Source organism: Donghicola tyrosinivorans (assembly GCF_003003355.1).
Taxonomy (GTDB): Bacteria; Pseudomonadota; Alphaproteobacteria; order Rhodobacterales; family Rhodobacteraceae; genus Donghicola; species Donghicola tyrosinivorans.
Window position 1 is genome coordinate 200,621 of sequence record NZ_PVTQ01000003.1, and the last position, 22,012, is coordinate 222,632.

A 22,012-nucleotide genomic window follows, 5' to 3' on the forward strand; every position below is an offset into this window, starting at 1 on the left:
GTCAGCCAAAGCAACCTGCCACAAGCTTTTTCAGAGCATCGGCGCGATGGCTGATGCGGTTCTTTTCGTCGGGATCCATCTCGCCCAGAGTGATGTCATAGCCTTCGGGCATGAAGATCGGGTCATAGCCGTGACCTTCCGCGCCGCGCATCGGCCAGACAAAGCGGCCTTCGATCTTGCCTTCGAAGACTTCGTCATGACCATCAGGCCACGCCAGAACCAGCGTGCAGCAAAAGCGGCAGGTGCGGGGTTCTGGGGCGTTCTTTTCTTCCAAGAGGTTGTAGGTCTTGGTCATCGCCATGACGAAATCGCGACCGTTCGGGGTTTCCGACCAGTCGGCAGTATAGACGCCGGGGGCGCCGTCCAGTGCATCAACTGCGATGCCGCTGTCATCTGACAGGGCAGGCAGGCCGGTCGCCTTGGTGGCGGCGTGGGCTTTGATGCGCGCGTTCTCGACAAAGGTGGTGCCGGTCTCTTCCGGTTCCGGCAGGCCTTTTTCTTTGGCGCCGACGACAGTGATGCCGTAGGGCGCCAGCAGCGCGGTCATCTCTTTCAGCTTTCCCGCGTTGTGGGTCGCGAAAAGGATGGTATCGCCGTCGAACTTGCGGGTCATTTGCAGGCGGCCTCTTGGGCGGCGACCAGCTCGGCGATGCCTTTGTCGGCTAGATCCAGCAGCTGGTTCATCTGGTCACGGCTGTAGGTTGCGCCTTCTGCGGACATCTGGGTCTCGATCATCTGGCCGTTGCCAAGCATGACAAAGTTGCCATCAACGCCAGCGGCGGAATCTTCGGGGTAGTCCAGATCCAGAACGGGCTGGCCCGCGTAGATGCCACAGCTGACCGCCGCGACCGGAGAGATCAGCGGGTCGCTGATGATGTCGCCCGCTTTCATCAGCTTGTTCACAGCCAGACGCAGAGCCACCCAACCGCCGGTGATCGAGGCGCAGCGGGTGCCGCCGTCGGCCTGAATGACGTCACAGTCGATGGTGATCTGACGTTCGCCCATGGCAACGCGGTCAACGCCCGCGCGCAGGCTGCGGCCGATTAGGCGCTGGATTTCGACGGTGCGTCCGCCTTGTTTGCCCTGCGTTGCCTCACGGCGCATGCGCGAGTTGGTCGAGCGGGGCAGCATACCGTATTCGGCGGTGACCCAACCCAGGCCCGAGCCCTTGACGAAGGGGGGGACACGCTCTTCCAAGGTGGCGGTGCACAGCACGTGGGTGTCGCCAACTTTGATCAGGCAGCTGCCTTCGGCGTGCTTGGTCACATTGGTTTCAATTGAAATCGGGCGCATTTCGTTTAGGTCACGTCCAGAAGGTCGCATAATAATTCCCCTTGTTCTGTTGCTTTCCGCATACGCGTCCACCGCCAAGGGTGGCAACCCCGATTGACGATTTCCTCAGGGCGATTTTTTATAGGCCGTAAGGAGTCCCATACGATGCAAGATGCAGGCAATATCCTAGAACAGATGAACGACCGCTCGCGCGAAGTTTTTCGCCGCGTGGTCGAAGGCTATCTGGAAACCGGTGGCCCGATCGGTAGCCGGACCCTGACCCGCTCGATGAACGAAAAGGTCAGCGCGGCAACCATTCGCAACGTGATGCAGGACCTTGAGTATCTGGGCCTGTTGGGCAGTCCCCATATCAGCGCGGGGCGGGTTCCCACACAAACGGGCCTGCGGATGTTTGTTGATGGATTGCTTGAGGTAACTCCGCCAAGTGACGATGATCGCGAGAAAATTAACGCAACGCTTGGCGGGAACAGTGACGATGTGGGCACGATGCTGGACCGGATCGGAAATGCCCTGTCCGGTGTGACCCGCGGCGCAAGTCTGGTGCTGGCCCCAAAACACGAAGCCCCCATCAAGCATATCGAGTTTGTCAGCCTTAGTGCCGAACGCGCCTTGGTGGTTCTGGTCTTTGGCGACGGGCATGTGGAAAACCGCGTCTTTACGCCCCCGCCGGGTCAAACCCCCAGCAGCATGCGTGAGGCCGCGAATTTCCTGAACGCGCTGGTCGAGGGCAAAACCCTGTCGGACATCCGCCGCGATATGCGCCAACAGATCACCGCCCGCCGGCAAGAGATCGACGTGCTGGCCCACGCGCTGGTGGAAAGCGGGCTGGCGGTTTGGTCGGAAAACACCGATGAGCCGGACCGTCTGATCGTGCGAGGCCGCTCGAATCTTCTAGAGGATCAAGGCGAGGCCGAGGATCTGGAACGCATCCGCGTGCTGTTTGACGATCTGGAACGCAAGCGCGACATCGCGGAATTCTTGGAACTGACGGAATCCGGCGAAGGTGTGCGCATTTTTATTGGCTCGGAGAACAGACTTTTTTCACTTTCGGGTTCCTCTCTGGTGGTCTCTCCTTATATGAACGCTGACCGTAAGATTATTGGAGCGGTGGGGGTCATCGGACCCACGCGCTTGAACTATGGACGGATCGTGCCCCTTGTGGACTACACAGCGCAGCTGGTGGGGCGGATGATCTCGGACCGGACTGAGAGGTAGAAATATGGCTGAGCCCAAGAACGAGGATTTTTTGGATGATGTCGAAGCAGCAGAAGCCGAAGCCTTTGCCGAAGACGCGGCAGAGTTCGACGGTGCCGAAGTAGAAGTGGACGAGCTGGAAGCCACCCGCGCCGAGCGGGATGACTTCAAAGACCGTTACATGCGTGCACTGGCCGATGCGGACAACGCCCGCAAGCGCGCCGACAAAGAACGTCGCGACGCCGAGAAGTACGGCAGCACCCGTCTGGCCCGCGACCTGCTGGGGGTTTACGACAACCTGCAGCGTGCGCTGAAGGCGGCGGAAGAAACCTCGAAAGAGGATAACGCTGTTCTGATCGAAGGCGTGGAACTGACCCTGCGCGAGTTGAACAACATCTTCAGCAAGCACGGTCTTCAGGTGATCGAACCCGCCGTGGGCGAAGTGTTCGATGCCAACATCCACGAAGCGATGTTTGAGGCCCCCGTGCCGAACACCAAAAAGGGCGAGATCATTCAGGTCAGCGCCGTTGGTTTCATGCTGCACGACCGTCTGCTGCGTGCCGCTCAGGTTGGCGTTTCGTCGAACCCCGCCTAAGTCACGGATTCACGTGAAACAGAATTGGGAAAGCCCGCCGTTACTGGCGGGCTTTTTCTTTGAGGTCGTAGAGGATTTGCAGAGCCTCGCGCGGGGTCAGCTCATCCGGGTGGACGGCCTCTAGCGCGTCCAGCACAGGCGAGGGCGCGGGCTTTGCCGCAGGCGGCGGGGCAGGCGGGATCGCAGCGAAAAGGGGCAGATCATCGATCAACGCCTTTTGCTTGGTGCTGCCGCCCTGACGTTCGCCTTCCTCCAGCGCCTCCAGAACAACCCGGGCCCGTTCCACAACGGATGCGGGCAGGCCGGCCAGTCGGGCAACCTGCACACCATAGCTGCGGTCGGCAGCGCCGCGGCGCACCTCGTGCAGAAAGATGACTTCGCCTTCCCATTCCTTCACCGCGACGGTGGCGTTTTCCACACCGTCCAGCTTTTCCGACAAAGCAGTCATCTCGTGATAGTGCGTCGCGAACAGGGCGCGGCTGCGGTTTACGTCGTGCAGATGTTCAAGCGTGGCCCAAGCGATGGACAGACCGTCATAGGTCGCGGTGCCACGTCCGATCTCATCAAGGATCACCAGCGCGCGGTCATCGGCTTGGTTCAGGATCGCGGCGGTCTCGACCATCTCGACCATGAAGGTGGATCGGCCACGGGCCAGATCGTCCGAGGCCCCGACGCGGCTGAATATCTGGCTGACCATGCCGATGTGCGCTTCGCGGGCAGGGACATAGCTGCCCATCTGCGCCAGCAGGGCGATCAGGGCATTCTGGCGCAGGAAGGTCGATTTACCGGCCATGTTCGGACCGGTGATCAACCAGACCGCTGCACCATCACGGGCAGTCAGTTCGCAGTCATTCGCGATAAAGGGCGCACCGTCCGCCTTCAGGGCAGCTTCAACCACCGGATGGCGGCCACCTTCGATGTAGAAGGTGCGGCTGTCGTCGATTTTGGGGCGGCACCAGTTTTCGGCACGGGCCAGATCGGCAAGGGCGGTGGTCAGGTCCAGCTCGGCCAAGGCGCGGGCCATGTTGCCCAAGGGCGCGGCCTGATCAAGGATCGCTTGGCGCAGCACCTCAAACAGACGCTTTTCAATCTCCAGCGCACGACCGCCCGCGTTCAGAATGCGGGTCTCAAGGTCCGACAGTTCCACGGTCGTGAAACGCAGCGCATTGGCGGTGGTCTGGCGGTGGATAAAGCGATCGCCCATCGCCAGCATCTTTTCCCCGTGGGTCGAGGTCACTTCGATGAAGTAGCCAAGCACGTTGTTGTGCTTGATCTTCATGCTGCTGATGCCGGTTTCTTGCGAATACTGCGCCTGAAGTCCCGCGATCACCCCGCGCCCTTCGTCGCGCAGTTGGCGGGCGTCATCCAGGTCCGCATCATAGCTGGGGGCGATGAAGCCACCGTCGCGGGCCAGCAGCGGCGGCTCGGCCACCAGTGCTTGGTCCAGCAGGTCCAGCAGTTCGTCCTGACCTTTTAGCAGGGCGGTTGTCTCTGTCAGCAGGGCGGGCAGGTCCAGCGGGGTCAGCATGGCGGCAAGATCCAGCGCCTGACCAATCGCGTTGCGGATCGAGGCCAGATCACGTGGCCCCGCGCGGTCTAGCGAAAGGCGCGACAGGGCGCGGTCCAGATCAGGCACGCGGCGCAGGCTATCGCGCAGACGGTTGGCCAACGTGCTGTTGTCTACCGCATAGGTTACAGCTTCTTGCCGTCCGTGGATTTCATCCAATACGCGGGAAGGTGCAGACAAGCGCCGTTCCAGCAAGCGCCCGCCACCTGCGGTCACCGTGCGATCCACCACAGACAGCAGCGATCCCTGACGGCCCCCCGCCAAGGCGCGGGTCAGCTCCAAGTTCCGGCGGGTCGAGGCATCAATCTGCACAACCCGATCCTGCGCTTCACGCACGGGCGGGCGCAGTAGGGGCAACTGGCCTTTCTGGGTGATGTCCAGATATTCGACGATGGCCCCAAGGGCCGACAGTTCCGCCCGCGTGAAACTGCCAAAGGCGTCCAGCGTGTCTACTTTGTAAAGGCTGCACAGGCGCACCTCGGCTGCGGTGCTGTCAAAGGCGGCACGGCCCAAAGGGGTCAGGGATGCGCCGTTGTCCTCAATCACCTCGGCCCACGCTTCTTCGCGGTTATCGCACAGCAAAACTTCGCGCGGCATCAGGCGGGCCAGTTCCGGCCCGATGCGGACTTTGGGCAGGGACAGAACGCGCAGCTCTCCGGTCGAGATATCGGAATAGGCCAGCGCCACGTCGCCGCGCACTTCGGTCAGGGCGGCCAGATAGTTGTGGCGGCGGGCCTCTAGCAGTGAATCCTCGGTCAGGGTGCCCGGCGTCACCAGACGCACGACGCCTCGTTTCACGACGGACTTTGATCCGCGTTTCTTGGCCTCGGCGGGGTCTTCCATCTGTTCACAGACGGCCACGCGAAAGCCTTTGCGGATCAGCGTCAGCAGATAGCCCTCGGCCGCATGGACCGGAACGCCGCACATAGGAATGTCTTCGCCCGCGTGCTTGCCCCGTTTGGTCAGGGCAATGTCCAGCGCCTCAGAGGCAGCAACGGCATCGTCAAAGAACAGCTCGTAGAAATCGCCCATCCGGTAGAACAGAAGCGATCCGGGATGGGCCTCTTTGATCTCCAGATACTGCGCCATCATGGGCGTTACGCCGGTCGCTGCCATCGTGCCTGTCGTCCTTTGCGGCTATCGTTCACGCGGGGATACCGTGTCAAAGCCCGTATCGAAAGGCAAATCGAAGGCGCTTCGTTTCAGCCCTTCTTTGGGTAACTAAATTACAAAATACATACCAATACAGAAATTATATGTTGCAAATCCTTGCCGCAACTGCGAAATCGCAAATCAAATACAAGGTTTCGGCCAGCGTTAGCGCAACCATTGCGGTGTCCCTGTTGTGGGCACGACACCAAAGCGTTAACCACCGCTGCGCCCAAAGAGGATACCAAGATGTCGAAGAACAAAGTCACCCGTGAAGAAGCTCTGGCCTTTCACCTGAACCCCAGCCCCGGCAAGTTCGAGGTGACTGCGACCGTCCCCATGACCACCCAGCGCGACCTCAGCCTTGCCTATTCGCCCGGTGTGGCCGTGCCTTGCGAAGAAATCGCCCGCAACCCAGAGACGGCTTATGACTATACCACCAAGGGCAACCTTGTGGCGGTGATCTCGAACGGGACGGCGGTTCTGGGTCTTGGCAACCTTGGTGCGTTGGCGTCAAAGCCGGTGATGGAAGGCAAGTCGGTGCTGTTCAAGCGCTTTGCCGACGTGAACTCGATTGACCTTGAGCTGGACACCGAAGATCCCGAAGCCTTCATCAACGCCGTGAAACTGATGGGCCCGACCTTTGGTGGCATCAACCTCGAGGACATCAAGGCGCCCGAATGCTTCATCATCGAGCAGCGCCTGAAAGAAGAGATGGACATCCCCGTCTTCCACGACGACCAGCACGGCACCGCCGTGATCTGCGCCGCCGGTCTGATCAACGCTCTGCACATCAGCGGCAAAAAGATCGAGGATGTGAAGATCGTTCTGAACGGTGCCGGTGCGGCGGGTATCGCTTGTATCGAGCTGCTGAAATCCATGGGCGCACGCCATGAGAACTGCATCGTGTGTGACACCAAAGGTGTGATCTATCAGGGCCGCACCGAAGGTATGAACCAGTGGAAATCGGCACACGCAGTGAAAACCGACCTGCGCACGCTGGAAGAGGCCATGAAGGGTGCGGACGTCTTCCTTGGCGTGTCGGTCAAAGGCGCAGTGACCCCCGAAATGGTCGCCGCTATGGCAGATGATCCGGTCATCTTCGCGATGGCGAACCCCGACCCCGAGATCACTCCGGAAGAGGCGCAGGCCGTTCGCGCCGATGCCATCGTGGCCACGGGCCGCAGCGACTATCCGAACCAGGTGAACAACGTTCTGGGCTTCCCCTACCTTTTCCGCGGTGCGCTGGACATCCACGCCCGCGCGATCAACGATGAGATGAAAATCGCCTGCGCCGAGGCTCTGGCCGAACTGGCCCGCGAAGATGTGCCGGACGAAGTCGCGATGGCCTATGGCCGCAAATTGTCCTTTGGCCGTGACTACATCATCCCGACCCCCTTCGATCCCCGCCTGATCTACCGCATCCCGCCCGCCGTGGCGAAAGCGGGTATGGACACCGGCGCGGCCCGCCGTCCCATCGTGGATATGGAGGCTTATGAGCTCTCGCTCAAATCCCGCATGGACCCCACCGCCAGCATCCTGCGCGGCATCCACGCCCGCGCCAAGGCAGCGCAAGCCCGCATGATCTTTGCCGAAGGTGACGATCCCCGCGTGCTGCGCGCCGCTGTGCAGTACCAGCGTTCCGGTCTGGGCAAGGCCTTGGTTGTTGGCCGTGAAAACGACGTGAAGGAAAAGCTGGAAGCGGCTGGCATGGCCGATGCTTACCGCGAGCTGGAGATCGTCAACGCGGCGAACACCCGCTATCTGGATCAGTACAAAGACTTCCTCTACCAGCGCCTGCAGCGAAAAGGTATGGACCGTCATGACATCCACCGCCTTGCAGCGCGGGATCGCCATGTGTTTTCGGCCCTGATGCTGGCACACGGTCATGGCGACGGTCTGGTCACCGGCGCGACCCGTAAATCGGCCCATGTGCTGGAACTGATCAACCACGTTTTTGACGCGAATGCGGAAAAAGGCGCGGCTGGCGTTACTGCCCTTCTGCGCAACGGCAAAATCGTTCTGATCGCCGATACGCTGGTCCACGAATGGCCCGAGACCGAAGATTTGGCCAACATCGCCGAGCGTGCCGCAGGCGTTGCCCGCCATATGGGTCTTGAGCCCCGCGTGGCCTTCGTCAGCTTCTCGACCTTCGGCTATCCGCGTTCGGAACGCGCCGAAAAGATGCACCTTGCACCTGCGGTTCTGGAAAAGCGCGGCGTGGATTTCGAGTTCGAAGGCGAGATGACCGTCGACGTGGCCCTGAACCCCAAGTCGGCCGAGGCTTATCCCTTCAGCCGCCTGACCGGTCCGGCGAATATTCTGGTGGTTCCTGCCCGCCACTCGGCCAGCATCTCGGTCAAGCTGATGCAGGAAATGGGCGGCGCGACGGTAATTGGTCCGATCCTGACCGGTGTGGACCAGTCGATCCAGATCTGCTCGACCAACATGACGGAAACGGACATCCTGAACATGGCCGTCCTCGCGGCTTGCAAAGTGGGCTAAGCCACAAAGTTTTCTGCGAAAACTTTGCCAAAGAAAATCCTTCGCCGAAGGATTTTCCACCCCGCCGATCAACGGTTGTAAAACGTCCCTCTGGGGCGTTTTATGCTGTTTGAAGGTAGGGGGACTGCAATGACGATTTTCAATCTTGGTTCGATTAACGCTGATTTCACCTATCAGGTGCCCCATCTTTTGCGGGCTGGTGAAACGCTGGCGGCCTCTAGCCTGACCCGTGGTCTTGGCGGCAAAGGCGCGAATATGTCCGTGGCTATCGCGCGTGGCGCGGGCCGTGTTCAACACATCGGCGCTGTCGGGGAAGAAGGCGCATGGGCCACCTTGCGCCTTTTGGAATACGGGGTCGACACCCGCCACATCGCAACGGTTCCAGAGGCCACGGGCCACGCGATCATTTCGGTCGATCCAGCGGGCGAAAACAACATCCTGATTTTCCCAGGTGCCAATGCCTGTATCTCGTCAGAGATGCTGGGCCGTGCCTTAAGTGCAGCGCATACGGGCGATTGGCTGATTATGCAAAATGAAACCAACTGTCTGGAAGAGGCCGCCCACATGGCACGCCAATTGGGCCTGCGCGTCGCCTACGCCGCTGCGCCTTTCGTTGCCGAAGATGCTGCCAAAATCGCCCCGCTTTGCGAGTTGATGTTCCTGAACCAGATCGAGGCGCAACAGCTTTCCGAAACCCTCGGCATCCAGTTCGAAAAGTTGGGGATCAAGGATATCATCGTCACCCTCGGGGCAGATGGATGCGATTGGTACCACAACGGCACGCCGACGCGGATCGCGGGCTATCCGGCCAAAGTCATCGACACAACAGGCGCGGGAGATACCTTTACTGGCTATGTAATGGCGGGACTGGATCGCGGTCTGCCTATGGCCCAAGCCATTGATCTGGCGCAACAAGCAGCCGCCTTGATGGTGGGGCGCCTTGGCACTGCCGATGTGATCCCCGACCTCAAAGAAGTCACAGAGGCCCGCCTTTCCCGCAACTGACCCTGCGGCTTCTTTATTGCATAAATACTCGTAAAACGCCCCTTGCCACCTGACGCGCAGGCCCACACTCTGGGCGCATCCAGCGGCAAGAGGCATCCATGACCGAAGAACACGTCACCACCCATCAGGCCGAAGAAGACGCTCGCAACGAAGACATTTTGATCTACGTGAACGGCAAGATTCTTCCCAAAGCGCAGGCACTGGTCAGCGTCTATGACAGTGGCTTTATGCTGGGGGACGGCATCTGGGAGGGGCTGCGTCTGTATGACGGCACTTGGGCCTTCGCGGATGAGCATTTCGACCGTCTCTATGAGGCAGCCTTGGCCATTGATCTGGACATCGGCTTGACGCGGGACCAGCTCTTTTCAGCATTGGAAGACACCCGCCGCGCGAACAACATGCAGACCGATGCGCACGCCCGTTTGATGGTGACGCGGGGGATCAAGACACGGCCGTTCCAGCATCCGTCCCTGTCGCGCCAAGGGCCGACCATCGCGATCATCGTGGAACATTCCAAACCCAAAATCCCGCGTCCGATCCGTCTGGCAACTGTGCCGCACCAGCGCGGTCTGCCGATGACGCAAGACCCCAAGCTGAACAGCCATTCCAAACTGAACTGCATCCTCGCCTGTATCGCCGCTGAAAAGGCCGGCGCGGACGAGGCGCTGATGCTGGACGTGCATGGCTTTGTGAACACCACCAACGCCTGCAACTTCTTCATTGTCCGCAAGGGCGAGGTTTGGACCAGCACGGGCGATTACTGCATGAACGGCATCACCCGACGTAAGGTGATTGAGGTCTGCAGACAGGCAGGCATTCCTGTTTATGAGCGCAATTTCAGCCTTGTGGACACCTATGGCGCGGATGAGGCATTCCTGACCGGCACCTTTGGTGCCCAAACGCCGGTTGGCAATATCGATGGGCGGCAGATCGGCACGGGACAGATGGGACCGATGACCGAACGGATCAGGACGCTGTATAAAGCGCTGATCACTCAGGAGGTCCGCTGATGCGTTTGGCAATGTGGTCCGGCCCGCGCAACCTTTCGACCGCGATGATGTACAGCTTCGGGAACCGGTCTGATTTTTCGGCGGTGGATGAGCCCTTTTACGCGGCCTATCTGGCGATGACAGGCAAGGTCCACCCGATGGGGGATCAGATCAAGGCCAGCCAAAATCAGGATCCGCATGCGGTGATCGATGAGCTTTTGGCACCCACAAAAACGCCGCATGCCTATCATAAGCATATGACTCAACACATGATCGACGGCATCCCGCGCGGGTTTCTGAATGACTGCACCAATGTCTTTTTGATCCGTCATCCGGCGCGGGTGGTGGCGAGTTTCTCTGCCAAGTATGATCAACCCGAATTGGCCGAGATCGGATTTTTGCAACAGGCAGAGATATACGATCAGGTAGTATCCGAGGGGCTGCCTGCCGTGGTGGTGGACAGCGCCGACATCCGCGCGAACCCTGAGGGGATGCTTCGGGCGCTTTGTGCGGCCATTGATCTGCCTTTTGATCCGGCGATGTTGGCTTGGCCAGCGGGGGGACATGCGGATGACGGCGTGTGGGCGGCCCATTGGTACGGCTCGGTTCACAACTCAACCGGTTTCGCGGGACCAGAGGGACCAATGCCAGAAGTTGAGCCAGAACTTGCCCATTTGGTTAGCGGGGCAATGCCCGCTTACGAGAAAATGAAGGCTGTCGCGATAGGATTGTGATGGTTCCGGGTGCTGCTGAGTTCGAATCACTTTCTATGCAATTATGCAAAAACCGCCTACTCTTGTGGCGATTTTGGCAAAATGTACCAACTGGTTTTGATGGTTAATATCTAATAAAAATTGATCTTTTAACCAGATATTTGCTCAAGTTCTGGGCGCTGTTGGAAAATTGTCGAAAACTCAGAGTGTTGCAAATAGATAAGTTTTCCACACGCCTTCCGCTCAGCTTGCCAAGCTGTCTGGTTTTGATATGTGCAAAAAACATTATGTGATTCCGGCTAACGGTTGTATGGTTAACCTCAATCAAGGGGAGAAAGTTGCTCGGTGATACACCAGCCTGACGCAACGCCTAAATAATCGGCATCCGCTGGTTTTTCCCTGAATACTCTAAGAAGCCGCTCACCCTTTGGCCCGTTCTCAGAAGAGAGCGGGTCATTTTCCGTGTGCAATCTCTTAAGTGACACTTTCGTGAAGGCTTGTGAGCGCGACAGGTGCAACTGAAGCACCCCCTGAAGCGTAAACCTTGTAACCGGTTGCTTGGACCGGCCCACAAACGTTTTGGAGGATCTTGTGAAAATTACAGCAATCGCACTCGCCCTGAGCACTACTGCAACCGCAGCATTCGCTGCCGGTCACGGTATGGCACCGTCGGTCACCGCAATGGATCAGTCCGTCGCCAATGGCGTGGTCTCGGCAGATAGCATTATGGCGCCGGCAAATGGCTGGATGGTTGTCCACCGCACGGACGCCGAAATGAAGCCTGGCCCCGTTGTCGGCTACGCGCCCCTGCGTGAGGGTGAGAACACAGATGTGGCCGCTATCCTGCAAGAGGATGTCGCCGCTGGCGATATGCTGATGTTGATGGTCCACGGCGAAGACGGCGGCATGAGCACCGGGGTGTTTGAATACACACTGGGTGCCAAGGAAGACGGTCCGATCCGCGTCGATGACAAGCTGGTCATGCAAGTGATCACTGCCCAATAACCCGATATCGGGTGACCTCTATTGGGTTATGGCCCGCGCAGAGACATCTTGCGCGGGCTTTTCACGTGAAGCGGCCAGTTAGCCCTTCAGATACCGCGCCAGCTCCATGGCTGCTGCAGGATTGCCGCTAACTTTCATCTTGCCCATCATGACGCCGGTCATCGGGTTCAACTCGCCTTTGAGCAGCTTTTTCAGGTTCTCCAGGGACATGCGGATCGTGCAATCGGCGGGGCGGTCGTCCATGGCGACCTGTTTTCCGTCCAGCACCATGATGCCATCTTCACCGCAATCGATCTTCAGGCTTTTCTGGTTGGAACTGGTTGCCAGCACCGGCGCTACGCGGTCGGCAATGTCTTGGAGGGTGGTTGCCATGAGGGGAACTTTCTAAACTGGTTGGTTCAAAAAGAAATGGCCCGCCAAGGCGAGCCATTTCAAGTGTGACGGTGCGTCTGAGGCTTAGCCTTTGTGACGACGTGCGCGCGATGCCAGCAGCTTCAGGCGCAGGGCGTTCAGCTGGATGAAACCTGCGGCATCTTTCTGATCGTAGGCGCCTGCGTCGTCCTCGAAGGTGACGTGCGCTTCGGAATACAGGCTGTAGTCCGACCAGCGGGCCACGGTGCGGGCGCTGCCTTTGTACAGTTTCACGCGGACGGTGCCGGTGACGAACTTTTGGCTTTCGTCGATCAGGGCCTGCAGCATCTCACGCTCGGGGCTGTACCAGAAGCCGTTGTAGATCAGCTCTGCGTAGCGGGGCATGATCGAATCCTTCAGGTGGCCTGCGCCGCTGTCCAGAGTGATCTGTTCGATGCCGCGGTGTGCTTCCAGCAGGATGGTGCCGCCGGGGGTCTCGTAGACGCCGCGCGACTTCATGCCAACGAAACGGTTTTCCACCAGATCCAGACGACCAACGCCGTGCTTGCGGCCGTATTCGTTCAGCTGGGTCAGGATGGTTGCGGGGCTCATGGCTTCGCCATTGATGCTGACCGCGTCGCCTTTTTCGAAACCGATCTCGATGAACTCGGGGGTATCGGGCGCATCTTCGGGGTTCACGGTACGCTGGTAGACGTAATCGGGTGCCTCATCGGCGGGGTTCTCAAGAACCTTACCTTCGGACGAGGTGTGCAGCAGGTTCGCATCCACCGAGAAGGGCGCTTCGCCGCGCTTGTCTTTGGCGATCGGAATCTGGTTTTGCTCTGCGAACTCCAGCAGCTTGGTGCGGCTGCTCAGGTCCCATTCACGCCAGGGCGCGATGACCTTGATGTCGGGGTTCAAGGCATAGGCGGCCAGTTCGAAACGAACCTGGTCGTTGCCTTTGCCGGTCGCGCCGTGGGCCACAGCGTCAGCACCGGTCTCGGCGGCGATTTCCACCAGACGCTTCGAGATCAGCGGACGTGCGATCGACGTACCAAGCAGGTAAAGCCCTTCGTACAGCGCGTTGGCGCGGAACATGGGGAAAACGAAGTCGCGCACGAACTCTTCGCGGACGTCTTCGATGAAGATGTTCTCAGGCTTGATCCCCAGCATTTCTGCTTTCTTGCGGGCGGGTTCCAGCTCTTCGCCCTGACCGAGGTCAGCGGTGAAGGTAACCACTTCGCAACCGTATTCGGTTTGCAGCCACTTCAGAATGATCGAGGTATCAAGGCCACCGGAGTAGGCCAGAACGACTTTTTTGGGCGCGGACATAGGAATTCCCCTTTAATCGGACGCACCGCCGATAGCGGTTTTTCCGTGCGGGGGCAAGTTAGGGCAGGGGAATCGCTGCAAATGACTGACATTTCCCTCTGTATCAGGGTTTTGCACCGTTGACCGCCTTGGAAAATCAGGCGAACCCTGAGGGAAAGCGGCTTTTTTATGGGGTTGGGTTATGACCGGATGGATGCTTTTCAAACACGCGGTGGCCATGGTTCTGCGCAACTGGCGCGAGGCGCTGCGGATTTCGGGCCTGCTGTATCTGGTTCTGGCGGTGGTCGAACTGTCGTTCGGCCAGTCGATGCAAGGTGGCGGGCATGGGGGCAACATGCCCATGTCGGGTGGCGCAATCCTGATCCAGCTGCTGGTCGCTGTCCTCTATGTGATCCTCAGCCTGTGGATCGCCGTGTCCTGGCACCGCTACATCCTGCTGGAAGAGATGCCCGAGGGCTACGTCCCCCAATGGCATGGCCGTCCGATCATGCGGTATCTGGGCTTTTCGTTGCTGATCACCTTGATCGTCGCATTGGCCGCCGCGCTTGGGGCGACGGCTCTGATGATTGTGGGTAAGGGTCTGGCACCTGTTGCGGTCGCACTTGGCGTGTTTCTGGTGCTTTACCTGTTTACCGTCTTCTACCGTTTGTCCCCGATGCTACCTGCCGCAGCCATCGGCGAAGACATGGGCCTGAAAGAAGCTTGGGACAAAACAAAAGGCCTGACCGGCGCAATTCTGTTGATCATTGCTTTGCAAATGGCCCTGACCTTCGGCCTACAACTGTTTGCGCTTGGTTTCGCCGGTATCCCGATAATCGGGATAATCGCGCAAATCGCGGCGAATTGGTTCCTGACAATGGTCATGGCCAGCCTGCTCACGACTTTTTACGGGCATTTTGTTCAGGAGCGGGCACTACTCTAAAGTATAGGCAATTGTGACATTAACTAAGCTTAAAGTTGTTTTCTTGCTTGCTATAATTTGTTAATGTATTGTTAACTTAATGCATAAATTGCAGATTCCTTTGTGTTTGGGTTTGTCATGTCTGATTCTGATATTTTAAGAGACACGTATAGCGTGTTTGTGGAAAATCAAAAAAAGCTCCTCTCGTTGGCGATTGGGCGAGTTGCACTGTTCCTTTTGACTAGTAGCGTCCTTGCCGCGGCTGCGATCTCTGTCGGTCAACCGCTGCCGACTTTGATTTCGGTAGGCTTTGTTGCATTGCTGGGGGTCTACTGCGTAAGCAAAATCGCCGTCCCGCTGCATCGCCTTTTCCTTCTGCCAAGTTCCGGTGAGAACCGGCCCGCGATGCGTCGTGTCAGAACACGCGAAATTTTGCAGTACGCGGGCGCCATGACCTCGGTCGGTGCTGTGATGGGGGCGATCATGTTTGTGTTCGCTCTGGGCGCGGTTTCGTTGCTGGTCGGCTCTGGGTCGAACAGCGCGACGGTCAATATTCCGGTCGGTTTCTACGGCGTCGGAGCTTTGGTTGTGCTGCTGGTCGGCTACGTTGGGTTCCGCATTTCACCCCTGCTGCCTGCTGCGGCTGTCGATGTGCGCCTGACCATGAGCGAGGCGTGGAACACCACCCATGATATGTCCGGTACCTTCATTAAGGCGTTGGTTGGAATTGGCGGCACGGCCCTTCTGATCGGCGCGGCGTTCGGCGCAGGGGCGTTCTACGCGCTTGAGGCCGCAAGCCTCGGTCAGGGTTTGGCGCTGGTCGCAGGCGGCTTTGTTGCCCTGCAAGCTGCGTTCTGGACTGCCACCCTTCTGTCGTTGGTTTTCATGAGTGTCATGTACGACAAAGTTATCGAAGAGCGTTTGGTGGATGACCGGATGAGAGAATTCCAAGTCATCTAAGCCGAGATCATTTCATTATCTCCCAACGCCCGTGCTTGCATAACGCAGGTGCGGGCGTTGTCATTCAGGTCGCAGCAACTGCATCTTGCGCCAGCGCAATCCTTGGGTCACTGATACCTGCATGAGTGATTTCCGTACCCAGGCCCAAGCCGCCGAAGCCGCCATGCGTGAGGTGTTCCCCGCAACACCGATGCTGCGCAATGATTTCCTGTCTGCTCGCTTTGGCGCTGAAATCTGGCTGAAGCGTGAAGACCTAAGTCCCGTCCGCAGTTACAAACTGCGCGGCGCGTTCAATGCCATGCGCAAGGTTCTGGCGGAAAAGCCGGACCAAAAACAGTTCGTCTGCGCCAGTGCGGGCAATCATGCGCAAGGCGTCGCCTATATGTGCCGGCATTTTGATGTGAAGGGCGTGATCTTTATGCCCGTCACGACGCCGCAGCAAAAGATCATGAAGACCCGTGCCTTTGGCGGTTCAAACGTCGAAATCCGCCTGACCGGCGACTATTTCGATGACACGCTGGCCGCCTCGCAGGCCTATTGCAAAGAGGCCGGTGCCCATTTCCTGTCGCCCTTCGACGATGATGATGTGATCGAAGGTCAAGCCAGTGTCGCGGTCGAGATCGCGGAAACCTTGGGCAAAGCGCCTGACCATATCGTGTTGCCCGTGGGCGGCGGTGGATTGTCGTCGGGGATCTACAAGTTCTTTGGCAGCGATTGCAGCTACAGCTTTGTCGAGCCTTTGGGCGGGATGTCTCTGGCTGCTGCCTTGAAGGCGGGCCGCCCCATGCCGCTAAAACGCGTGGATACCTTTGTAGACGGTGCGGCGGTCGCGCAGGTCGGGGCGAAAACCTTCGACATTTTGAGGGATGTGCCTGTCCAGAACGTCTTTTCAGCGCCTGAAGACCGGATTTGCGTCACGATTCTAGAGATGCTGAATGTCGAAGGGATCGTTCTAGAGCCCGCGGGGGCGCTGTCGATCGATGTTCTTGCGGATATTCGCGATCAGATCGAAGGGAAAACCGTGGTCTGCGTGACCTCGGGCGGGAACTTTGACTTTGAGCGTTTGCCTGAGGTGAAAGAACGCGCGCAGCGTTATTCAGGGGTGAAAAAGTACTTCATCCTGCGTTTGCCCCAGCGTCCCGGTGCTTTGAAAGAGTTCCTGAATCTCTTGGGGCCGCACGACGATATTGCCCGTTTCGAATATCTGAAAAAATCGGCGCGGAACTTTGGTTCGGTTCTGATCGGGATCGAGACCGATGATGCCGCAAACTTTGCCGGATTTACGGCCAAGTTGGATGCGGCAGGTTTCGTCTATACGGATATTACCAATGACGATCTGCTGGCGCAGTTCCTGATCTAAGGATCAGGCTGCACCGCAGATTAGCGGGCTTTCGATGAACAGGGCGCGTGATTTGTCGTAGCATTTGATCACTTCGGAGATGTCCACCTCTGCCGGATCGCTTTCCCGTGCGGTGTATTCGCCGGATGCGCAAAGCTCGGCAAAGGTTGCAAAGCCTAGGTTGATCGCGCTGCCCTTCAGGAAATGCAGATCCTCGGCCAGCGAGTCCAGCTCTGGTGCGGTGCGCAGTTGTTCGATGGCTGCGTCTACCTCAACCAGAAACATTTGAGCGACATCCGCGAAATCTTCTTCGCCGATCTCGTCGCGCAGTTCATTGATTCGATTCCAGTCGATCATCGCAGTCTCCATCTTACTAATAGAGGTAGTTCGAAATCCGCCCTCCGTCACTATAAACGTTCGACTAATGTAAGTGGATTTTTAGCATTTACCTCTCATTAAACCCTGATGCGCTTCTTTACCCCATGTGGGTAAGGGAATGAGTTATGAGTGGAATCAATGATTTCCAGCAGGTTAAAGTTGTGCCCGATCGACCGAATGCACAACGATTGCGGGTTTTGATTGTAGATGACAGTGCCATGCAAAGGCGCATACTAAGTGTTAGCTTGCGAAAGCAGGGGTATGAAATTCTTGAGGCGGATAGTGGCCAGACCGCGCTGGCCCTATGCCAAAACACACCTCCCGATATTGTTTTGAGCGACTGGATGATGCCCGGCATGGATGGGTTGGAATTCTGTCGTCGTTTCCGAAAGATGGAAAAAGCTGGTTATGGATATTTCATCCTTCTGACCTCTCGCACCGACAAAGGTGATGTCAGTCACGGGTTGGATTGCGGCGCAGATGACTATTTGCCGAAGCCTGTGGTCTTTGACGAATTGCGCGCGCGATTGTCCGCAGGCGAGCGGATCGTTCAAATGCATCGCGAATTGGCGGAAAAGAACCGGCAGTTGTCGGGTGCATTGTCCAAGCTGCAAGAGCTGTACGAGGCGCAGGAAAAAGAACTAACCGATGCCCGCCAACTGCAGCAATCCTTGGTGCCAGAGCGATTCCGTGATTTCGGGCAGGGACAGATTTCTTTGATGCTCCGGCCTTCGGGCCATGTGGGCGGCGATCTGGTGGGGTTCTTCCCCAGTGCGCAGGATGAGGTGTTGATGTACGCCATCGATGTCTCGGGCCACGGGATCAGCAGCGCGCTGATGACGGCGCGGCTGGCGGCTTATCTTTCGCCCGGTCACCCTGCGATGAACCTTGCCATGCAAGAGGGGCCAGCGGGGATATTCCGCGCCAGCGATCCCCATGCGGCTGTGGGCCGGATCAACGAACGCCTGCTGTCGGATATGCAGACCGATCATTATGCCACAATGGTTCTGGCCAGCCTGAACCTGCGCACGGGGCAATTGCGCCTGTGTCAGGCGGGCCATCCCCATCCCATCATTCATCGCGCGTCTGGCCGGATGGAGCAGCTGGGGCAGGGCGGTCTGCCCGTCGGTCTCTTTGATGGTGCTGAATTCGAAACGGTGGAAACGCGGCTCGATCCCGGTGACCGGCTGTGGATCCTCTCTGACGGAATTTCGGAAAGTACCGATCGGGCAGGGGATTTTCTGGGCGATGCGCGGACCAGCGAACTGGTCCGGATGCTGGGAGATATGCCGACCAACACCGCGCTGGACGGGCTGATGTGGCATCTGGCCGATCACGCAGGCTCAGAGGATTTCGGCGACGATATCTCGGCAATTCTGTGGAACATGCAGCACCTATAGGCGGTCGATCACCTGCTGGACAAAGGCGCGGTCGCCGTCGTTGTCCATGATCGCAGGGGCTGCGGGCAGAGGCACCCAAATCGCGGTGTGGCTTTCCTCGGTCGGGGGGCCAAGCGGGCGGATCGGGCGGGCTAGATAGATCATGCAAATCTTCTCGGCCCAGAGGTCATAGTCCGGCATGTAGACGAAGCGCTTGTAGGTTCCGATCCGGCGCGGGGTGGAAATGGTCCAGCCGGTCTCTTCGTAGACCTCACGGTGCAGGGCCTGAACGGGGGTCTCGCCCGCATCAATGCCGCCGCCGGGGAGCTGGAATTCAGGCTCGGGTTCGGCCTGAAATGTCATCAGCATTTGCCCGTCCCGCACCAGAACCGCATAGGCCCCCGGTCTGCGCGTATAGGAAATGTCAGAGCGGCGCGGCGCACCAAATCGTTGCATTCTGGAAATCCTGTATGAGGGAAACACGGATTATTGGCACCATAGCCCTTTGGTCCGGCACTTGTAGCCCCTATATGGGCGCGGTATGCCCAAACCGATCCGCGTAAGGGAACCCCACTATGCAAGTGAATAAAATTGCCTGGGACGACACTGTTCTGCCGTTCCAGCTGGACAAAGCCGATATCCGCGGGCGCGTTGCCCGTCTGGACGGGGTGCTGGATGGCATCCTGAAGCAGCACGACTATCCCGCGCCGGTCGAAGCCTTGGTCGCCGAGATGGCGTTGCTGACTGCCTTGATTGGCCAGACCATCAAACTGCGCTGGAAGCTGTCGCTTCAGGTTCAGTCGAACGGCCCTGTGCGCATGATCGCCACCGATTACTACGGTCCCGAAAAAGAGGGCGAGCCTGCCCGCATCCGCGCCTACGCCAGCTATGACGCTGATCGTGTGGATGCCAAAGCTGCCCCCATGTCGTTGATCGGCGACGGCTACTTCGCCGTTCTGATCGATCAGGGACCCGATATGCAGCCCTATCAGGGCATCGCGCCGCTGAACCGCGAATCGCTGTGCGCCGCGGCGCAGGGCTATTTCGCGCAGTCCGAACAGCTGCCCACCCGTTTCCACGTCACCTTCGGCAAATCCACCGAAGCAGGCGGCGTGGAACATTGGCGTGCCGGCGGCGTGATGTTGCAGCACATGCCCAAAGCCTCGCCCTTTGCCAGCGGCGAAGGTGGCTCGGGCGAAGGTGGTGTGCTGATGGCGCAGGATCTTGTGGATGGCGATGACGCCGAAAACTGGAACCGCGCCAACATCCTGCTGGATTCGGCAGAAGAACTGGAAATGATCGGCCCAAGCGTATCGCCTACCGATCTGCTGTTCCGCTTGTTCCACGAAGAGGACGTGCGGGTCTATGATGCGCAGCCGGTGAAATTCGGCTGTACTTGCTCGGAAGAGCGGGTGCGCAGCAGTCTGTCGATCTATTCGCGTAAGGACATCGCCACGATGACCACCGAAGAAGGTCGCGTAACGGCGGATTGCCAGTTCTGCGGCGCCCATTACGATCTGGATCCCGCCACCCTTGGCTTCGAAGCCGAGAAGCCCGCTGATGGCGGGGAATGATCTGAAACAGACCCTATTGGCGGCCCTGTCGAAACCGGCAGGGCCGTCGTCGGATTTTGACCTGAACCCTTCGGTTGTTCTGCCCGAAGGGCGCAAGTTACGGCCTGCTGCGGTTCTTTTGGCGTTTGAACCGACGCATGCGGGCGGGCGGTTGTGGCTGACCAAACGCTCTTCCGCGCTAAAGCATCACCCGGGCCAGATCGCGGCCCCCGGTGGCAAGCAAGACCCCGAAGATGCCGATCTGACCGCCACAGCCCTGCGTGAGGCGCGCGAAGAGATCGCGCTGCCTTCCGAGAATGTGGAAATCCTTGGGTCGCTGCCCGCGCATGAAACGGTGACCGGCTTTGCCATGACCCCGATCGTGGGGCTATTGCACACGCCTTTCACACCGAAACCCGAAGCGGGTGAGGTGGCCGAGGTCTTTCACGTTCCCTTTGATCATGTGACCGATCCGGCCCGCTTCCTGATCAACGGTCGCCGTTGGCGCGGACAGCGCCGTCATTACTACACGGTGCCCTATGGTCCCTATTATATCTGGGGTGCAACGGCGCGGGTTCTGCGCGGTTTGGCAGAGAGAATGTGATGCAGGTTACCGGCGAATGGCTAACACGGGATGAAACGCAGGCGGTCTGCGCCGCGCTGGTCGATGCCGGTTATCAGGCATGGTTCGTTGGCGGTTGTGTCCGGAATGCTCTGATCGGGGCGCCTGTGGATGACATCGACATCTGCACCGATGCCCGCCCCGAAACCGTGATTGAACTGTCCAAGGCCGCAGGGCTGAAACCTGTACCTACAGGCATTGATCACGGCACCATCACGGTGGTTTCCGGCGGCATCCCTCATGAGGTCACGACCTTCCGCCGTGATGTGGAAACGGACGGGCGTCATGCGGTCGTGGCGTTTTCCGACACGATGGATGAGGACGCAGCGCGGCGCGACTTCACCATGAACGCCCTTTACGCGGATCGCACGGGCGGTTTGGCCGATCCCTTGGACGGGTTGCCGGATCTTGAGGCGCGGCATGTGCGCTTTATCGGCGATCCCCAGCAGCGCATTCGCGAGGATTACCTGCGTATCCTACGGTTTTTCCGTTTCTCGGCTTGGTACGGTGATCCGGCGTTGGGCATGGACGCTGAAGGTCTGGCGGCTTGCGCGACCCTGTCTGATGGCATCGAAACACTTGCCGCCGAGCGGATCGGGGCCGAGATGACCAAGCTGCTGCGTGCCACAGACCCTGCGCCTGCGGTTGCAGCGATGGCGCAGTCAGGCGTGCTGTTGCAGGTGCTGCCCGCAGCCGATCACACCGCCCTTGCGCCGCTGGTTCACCTAGAGGCGCAGGCGGGCCAAGACCCTGATCCGATGCTGCGCCTTGCCAGCCTTGGCGGTCAGGATGTGGCGGATCGTCTGCGCTTGTCCAAGGCGGACGCGAAGCGGTTGGATGCCTTGCGTACTTGGGCGCTGGAGGGGCAGCCGCCCCATGAAGTGGGTTACCGTCTTGGCGCTGACATTGGTGCGCGGGCTGTGGTTTTGCGGGCAGCAATGATGGGTCAGCCGGTTAATTCGACTGATCTGGATAGCGTAGCCAAAGGCGCAGCGGCTCAATTCCCCGTGAAAGCGGCAGATTTGATGCCTGAATACACCGGCGCACAGTTGGGCCTGCGCCTTAAGACGCTTGAAAAGCGGTGGATCGAGGCGCAGTTTACCCCCAGCAAACAAGATCTTTTGAACGCTCCCGATTAACCGTCACGCTTTCTCGCCAGACTTCGGGCACTATAGTTCATCC

The 22,012-nt window shown here is 58.9% G+C and carries 21 protein-coding genes; 14 read left to right on the forward strand and 7 right to left on the reverse strand.

The window, feature by feature from the left end; all coding sequences use genetic code 11:
• Position 1 precedes the first annotated feature (1 nt).
• Both rdgB and rph read right to left on the reverse strand, forming a co-directional pair.
• Entirely contained in the window at positions 2–613 is a 612-nt protein-coding gene (rdgB, locus tag CLV74_RS05760) for an RdgB/HAM1 family non-canonical purine NTP pyrophosphatase (RefSeq protein ID WP_106263281.1), read from the reverse strand.
• On the reverse strand, positions 610–1,323 hold the full coding sequence (gene rph / locus CLV74_RS05765) for a ribonuclease PH (RefSeq protein ID WP_106263282.1): 714 nt from the start codon (positions 1,321–1,323) through the stop codon (positions 610–612). The genes rdgB and rph overlap by 4 nt, the downstream gene beginning before the upstream one ends.
• Positions 1,324–1,437: 114 nt before the next feature.
• On the opposite strand from rph, the gene hrcA reads away from it, so the two are divergent.
• The gene (gene hrcA, locus CLV74_RS05770; protein ID WP_106263283.1) at positions 1,438–2,508 is read left to right on the forward strand and encodes a heat-inducible transcriptional repressor HrcA; all 1,071 of its coding nucleotides are present in this window, start codon (positions 1,438–1,440) and stop codon (positions 2,506–2,508) included.
• A gap of 4 nt (positions 2,509–2,512) precedes the next feature.
• Positions 2,513–3,082 carry a nucleotide exchange factor GrpE gene (locus tag CLV74_RS05775; protein ID WP_106263284.1) on the forward strand — a complete coding sequence of 190 codons (570 nt, stop codon included), beginning with the start codon at positions 2,513–2,515 and terminating at the stop codon, positions 3,080–3,082.
• Between the two features lie 40 nt (positions 3,083–3,122).
• Here the strand turns inward: CLV74_RS05775 and mutS are convergent, their stop codons facing one another.
• Positions 3,123–5,765 carry a DNA mismatch repair protein MutS gene (gene mutS, locus CLV74_RS05780; protein WP_106263285.1) on the reverse strand — a complete coding sequence of 881 codons (2,643 nt, stop codon included), beginning with the start codon at positions 5,763–5,765 and terminating at the stop codon, positions 3,123–3,125.
• A gap of 282 nt (positions 5,766–6,047) precedes the next feature.
• Between mutS and CLV74_RS05785 the strand changes: the two genes are divergently transcribed.
• From CLV74_RS05785 to CLV74_RS05805, 5 genes are all read left to right on the forward strand, one after another.
• Positions 6,048–8,303, forward strand: a complete 2,256-nt coding sequence (locus tag CLV74_RS05785) for an NADP-dependent malic enzyme (protein WP_106263286.1) — start codon at positions 6,048–6,050, stop codon at positions 8,301–8,303.
• 129 nt (positions 8,304–8,432) lie between these two features.
• Complete coding sequence (locus CLV74_RS05790; protein ID WP_106263287.1) at positions 8,433–9,308, forward strand: ribokinase; 876 nt, start codon at positions 8,433–8,435, stop codon at positions 9,306–9,308.
• 98 nt (positions 9,309–9,406) lie between these two features.
• Positions 9,407–10,318: a D-amino acid aminotransferase gene (locus CLV74_RS05795; protein WP_106263288.1), complete on the forward strand. Its 912-nt coding sequence runs from the start codon at positions 9,407–9,409 to the stop codon at positions 10,316–10,318.
• The gene (locus tag CLV74_RS05800) at positions 10,318–11,031 is read left to right on the forward strand and encodes a sulfotransferase-like domain-containing protein (protein ID WP_106263289.1); all 714 of its coding nucleotides are present in this window, start codon (positions 10,318–10,320) and stop codon (positions 11,029–11,031) included. The genes CLV74_RS05795 and CLV74_RS05800 overlap by 1 nt, the downstream gene beginning before the upstream one ends.
• Before the next feature lie 639 nt (positions 11,032–11,670).
• A complete protein-coding gene (locus tag CLV74_RS05805; RefSeq protein WP_245888477.1) occupies positions 11,671–12,015 on the forward strand; it encodes a DUF7282 domain-containing protein in 345 nt (114 codons plus the stop codon).
• A gap of 78 nt (positions 12,016–12,093) precedes the next feature.
• Here the strand turns inward: CLV74_RS05805 and CLV74_RS05810 are convergent, their stop codons facing one another.
• Positions 12,094–12,387 carry an SCP2 sterol-binding domain-containing protein gene (locus CLV74_RS05810; protein WP_106263291.1) on the reverse strand — a complete coding sequence of 98 codons (294 nt, stop codon included), beginning with the start codon at positions 12,385–12,387 and terminating at the stop codon, positions 12,094–12,096.
• 84 nt (positions 12,388–12,471) lie between these two features.
• Complete coding sequence (locus tag CLV74_RS05815) at positions 12,472–13,698, reverse strand: argininosuccinate synthase (RefSeq protein ID WP_106263292.1); 1,227 nt, start codon at positions 13,696–13,698, stop codon at positions 12,472–12,474.
• 181 nt (positions 13,699–13,879) lie between these two features.
• Here CLV74_RS05815 and CLV74_RS05820 point away from each other — a divergent pair, with 181 nt between their 5' ends.
• The 3 genes from CLV74_RS05820 to ilvA all read left to right on the forward strand — a co-directional run bounded on the left by CLV74_RS05820 (position 13,880) and on the right by ilvA (position 16,919).
• Positions 13,880–14,620, forward strand: a complete 741-nt coding sequence (locus tag CLV74_RS05820) for a hypothetical protein (protein ID WP_106263293.1) — start codon at positions 13,880–13,882, stop codon at positions 14,618–14,620.
• Positions 14,621–15,049: 429 nt separating this feature from the next.
• Entirely contained in the window at positions 15,050–15,559 is a 510-nt protein-coding gene (locus CLV74_RS05830) for a hypothetical protein (protein WP_146134904.1), read from the forward strand.
• A 121-nt stretch (positions 15,560–15,680) separates the two neighbouring features.
• Positions 15,681–16,919, forward strand: coding sequence for a threonine ammonia-lyase IlvA (ilvA, locus tag CLV74_RS05835; protein ID WP_106263296.1), 1,239 nt, complete (start codon positions 15,681–15,683; stop codon positions 16,917–16,919).
• A gap of 3 nt (positions 16,920–16,922) precedes the next feature.
• On the opposite strand, the gene CLV74_RS05840 is transcribed toward ilvA, so the two are convergent.
• Positions 16,923–17,255: an Hpt domain-containing protein gene (locus CLV74_RS05840; RefSeq protein WP_106263511.1), complete on the reverse strand. Its 333-nt coding sequence runs from the start codon at positions 17,253–17,255 to the stop codon at positions 16,923–16,925.
• 146 nt (positions 17,256–17,401) lie between these two features.
• Here CLV74_RS05840 and CLV74_RS05845 point away from each other — a divergent pair, with 146 nt between their 5' ends.
• Positions 17,402–18,676, forward strand: a complete 1,275-nt coding sequence (locus tag CLV74_RS05845; protein WP_106263297.1) for a PP2C family protein-serine/threonine phosphatase — start codon at positions 17,402–17,404, stop codon at positions 18,674–18,676.
• Here the strand turns inward: CLV74_RS05845 and CLV74_RS05850 are convergent.
• Positions 18,671–19,111, reverse strand: coding sequence for an NUDIX hydrolase (locus tag CLV74_RS05850; RefSeq protein ID WP_106263298.1), 441 nt, complete (start codon positions 19,109–19,111; stop codon positions 18,671–18,673). The two genes, CLV74_RS05845 and CLV74_RS05850, sit on opposite strands and share 6 nt — an antisense overlap.
• Positions 19,112–19,230: 119 nt before the next feature.
• On the opposite strand from CLV74_RS05850, the gene hslO reads away from it, so the two are divergent.
• From hslO to CLV74_RS05865, 3 genes are read left to right on the forward strand one after another with little or no spacing between them, the layout of a single operon-like run.
• Positions 19,231–20,229, forward strand: coding sequence for an Hsp33 family molecular chaperone HslO (gene hslO, locus CLV74_RS05855; protein ID WP_106263299.1), 999 nt, complete (start codon positions 19,231–19,233; stop codon positions 20,227–20,229).
• The gene (locus CLV74_RS05860) at positions 20,216–20,812 is read left to right on the forward strand and encodes a CoA pyrophosphatase (RefSeq protein WP_106263300.1); all 597 of its coding nucleotides are present in this window, start codon (positions 20,216–20,218) and stop codon (positions 20,810–20,812) included. Before hslO ends, CLV74_RS05860 begins: the two co-directional genes overlap by 14 nt.
• The gene (locus tag CLV74_RS05865) at positions 20,812–21,969 is read left to right on the forward strand and encodes a CCA tRNA nucleotidyltransferase (RefSeq protein ID WP_106263301.1); all 1,158 of its coding nucleotides are present in this window, start codon (positions 20,812–20,814) and stop codon (positions 21,967–21,969) included. The genes CLV74_RS05860 and CLV74_RS05865 overlap by 1 nt, the downstream gene beginning before the upstream one ends.
• Positions 21,970–22,012 lie beyond the last annotated feature (43 nt).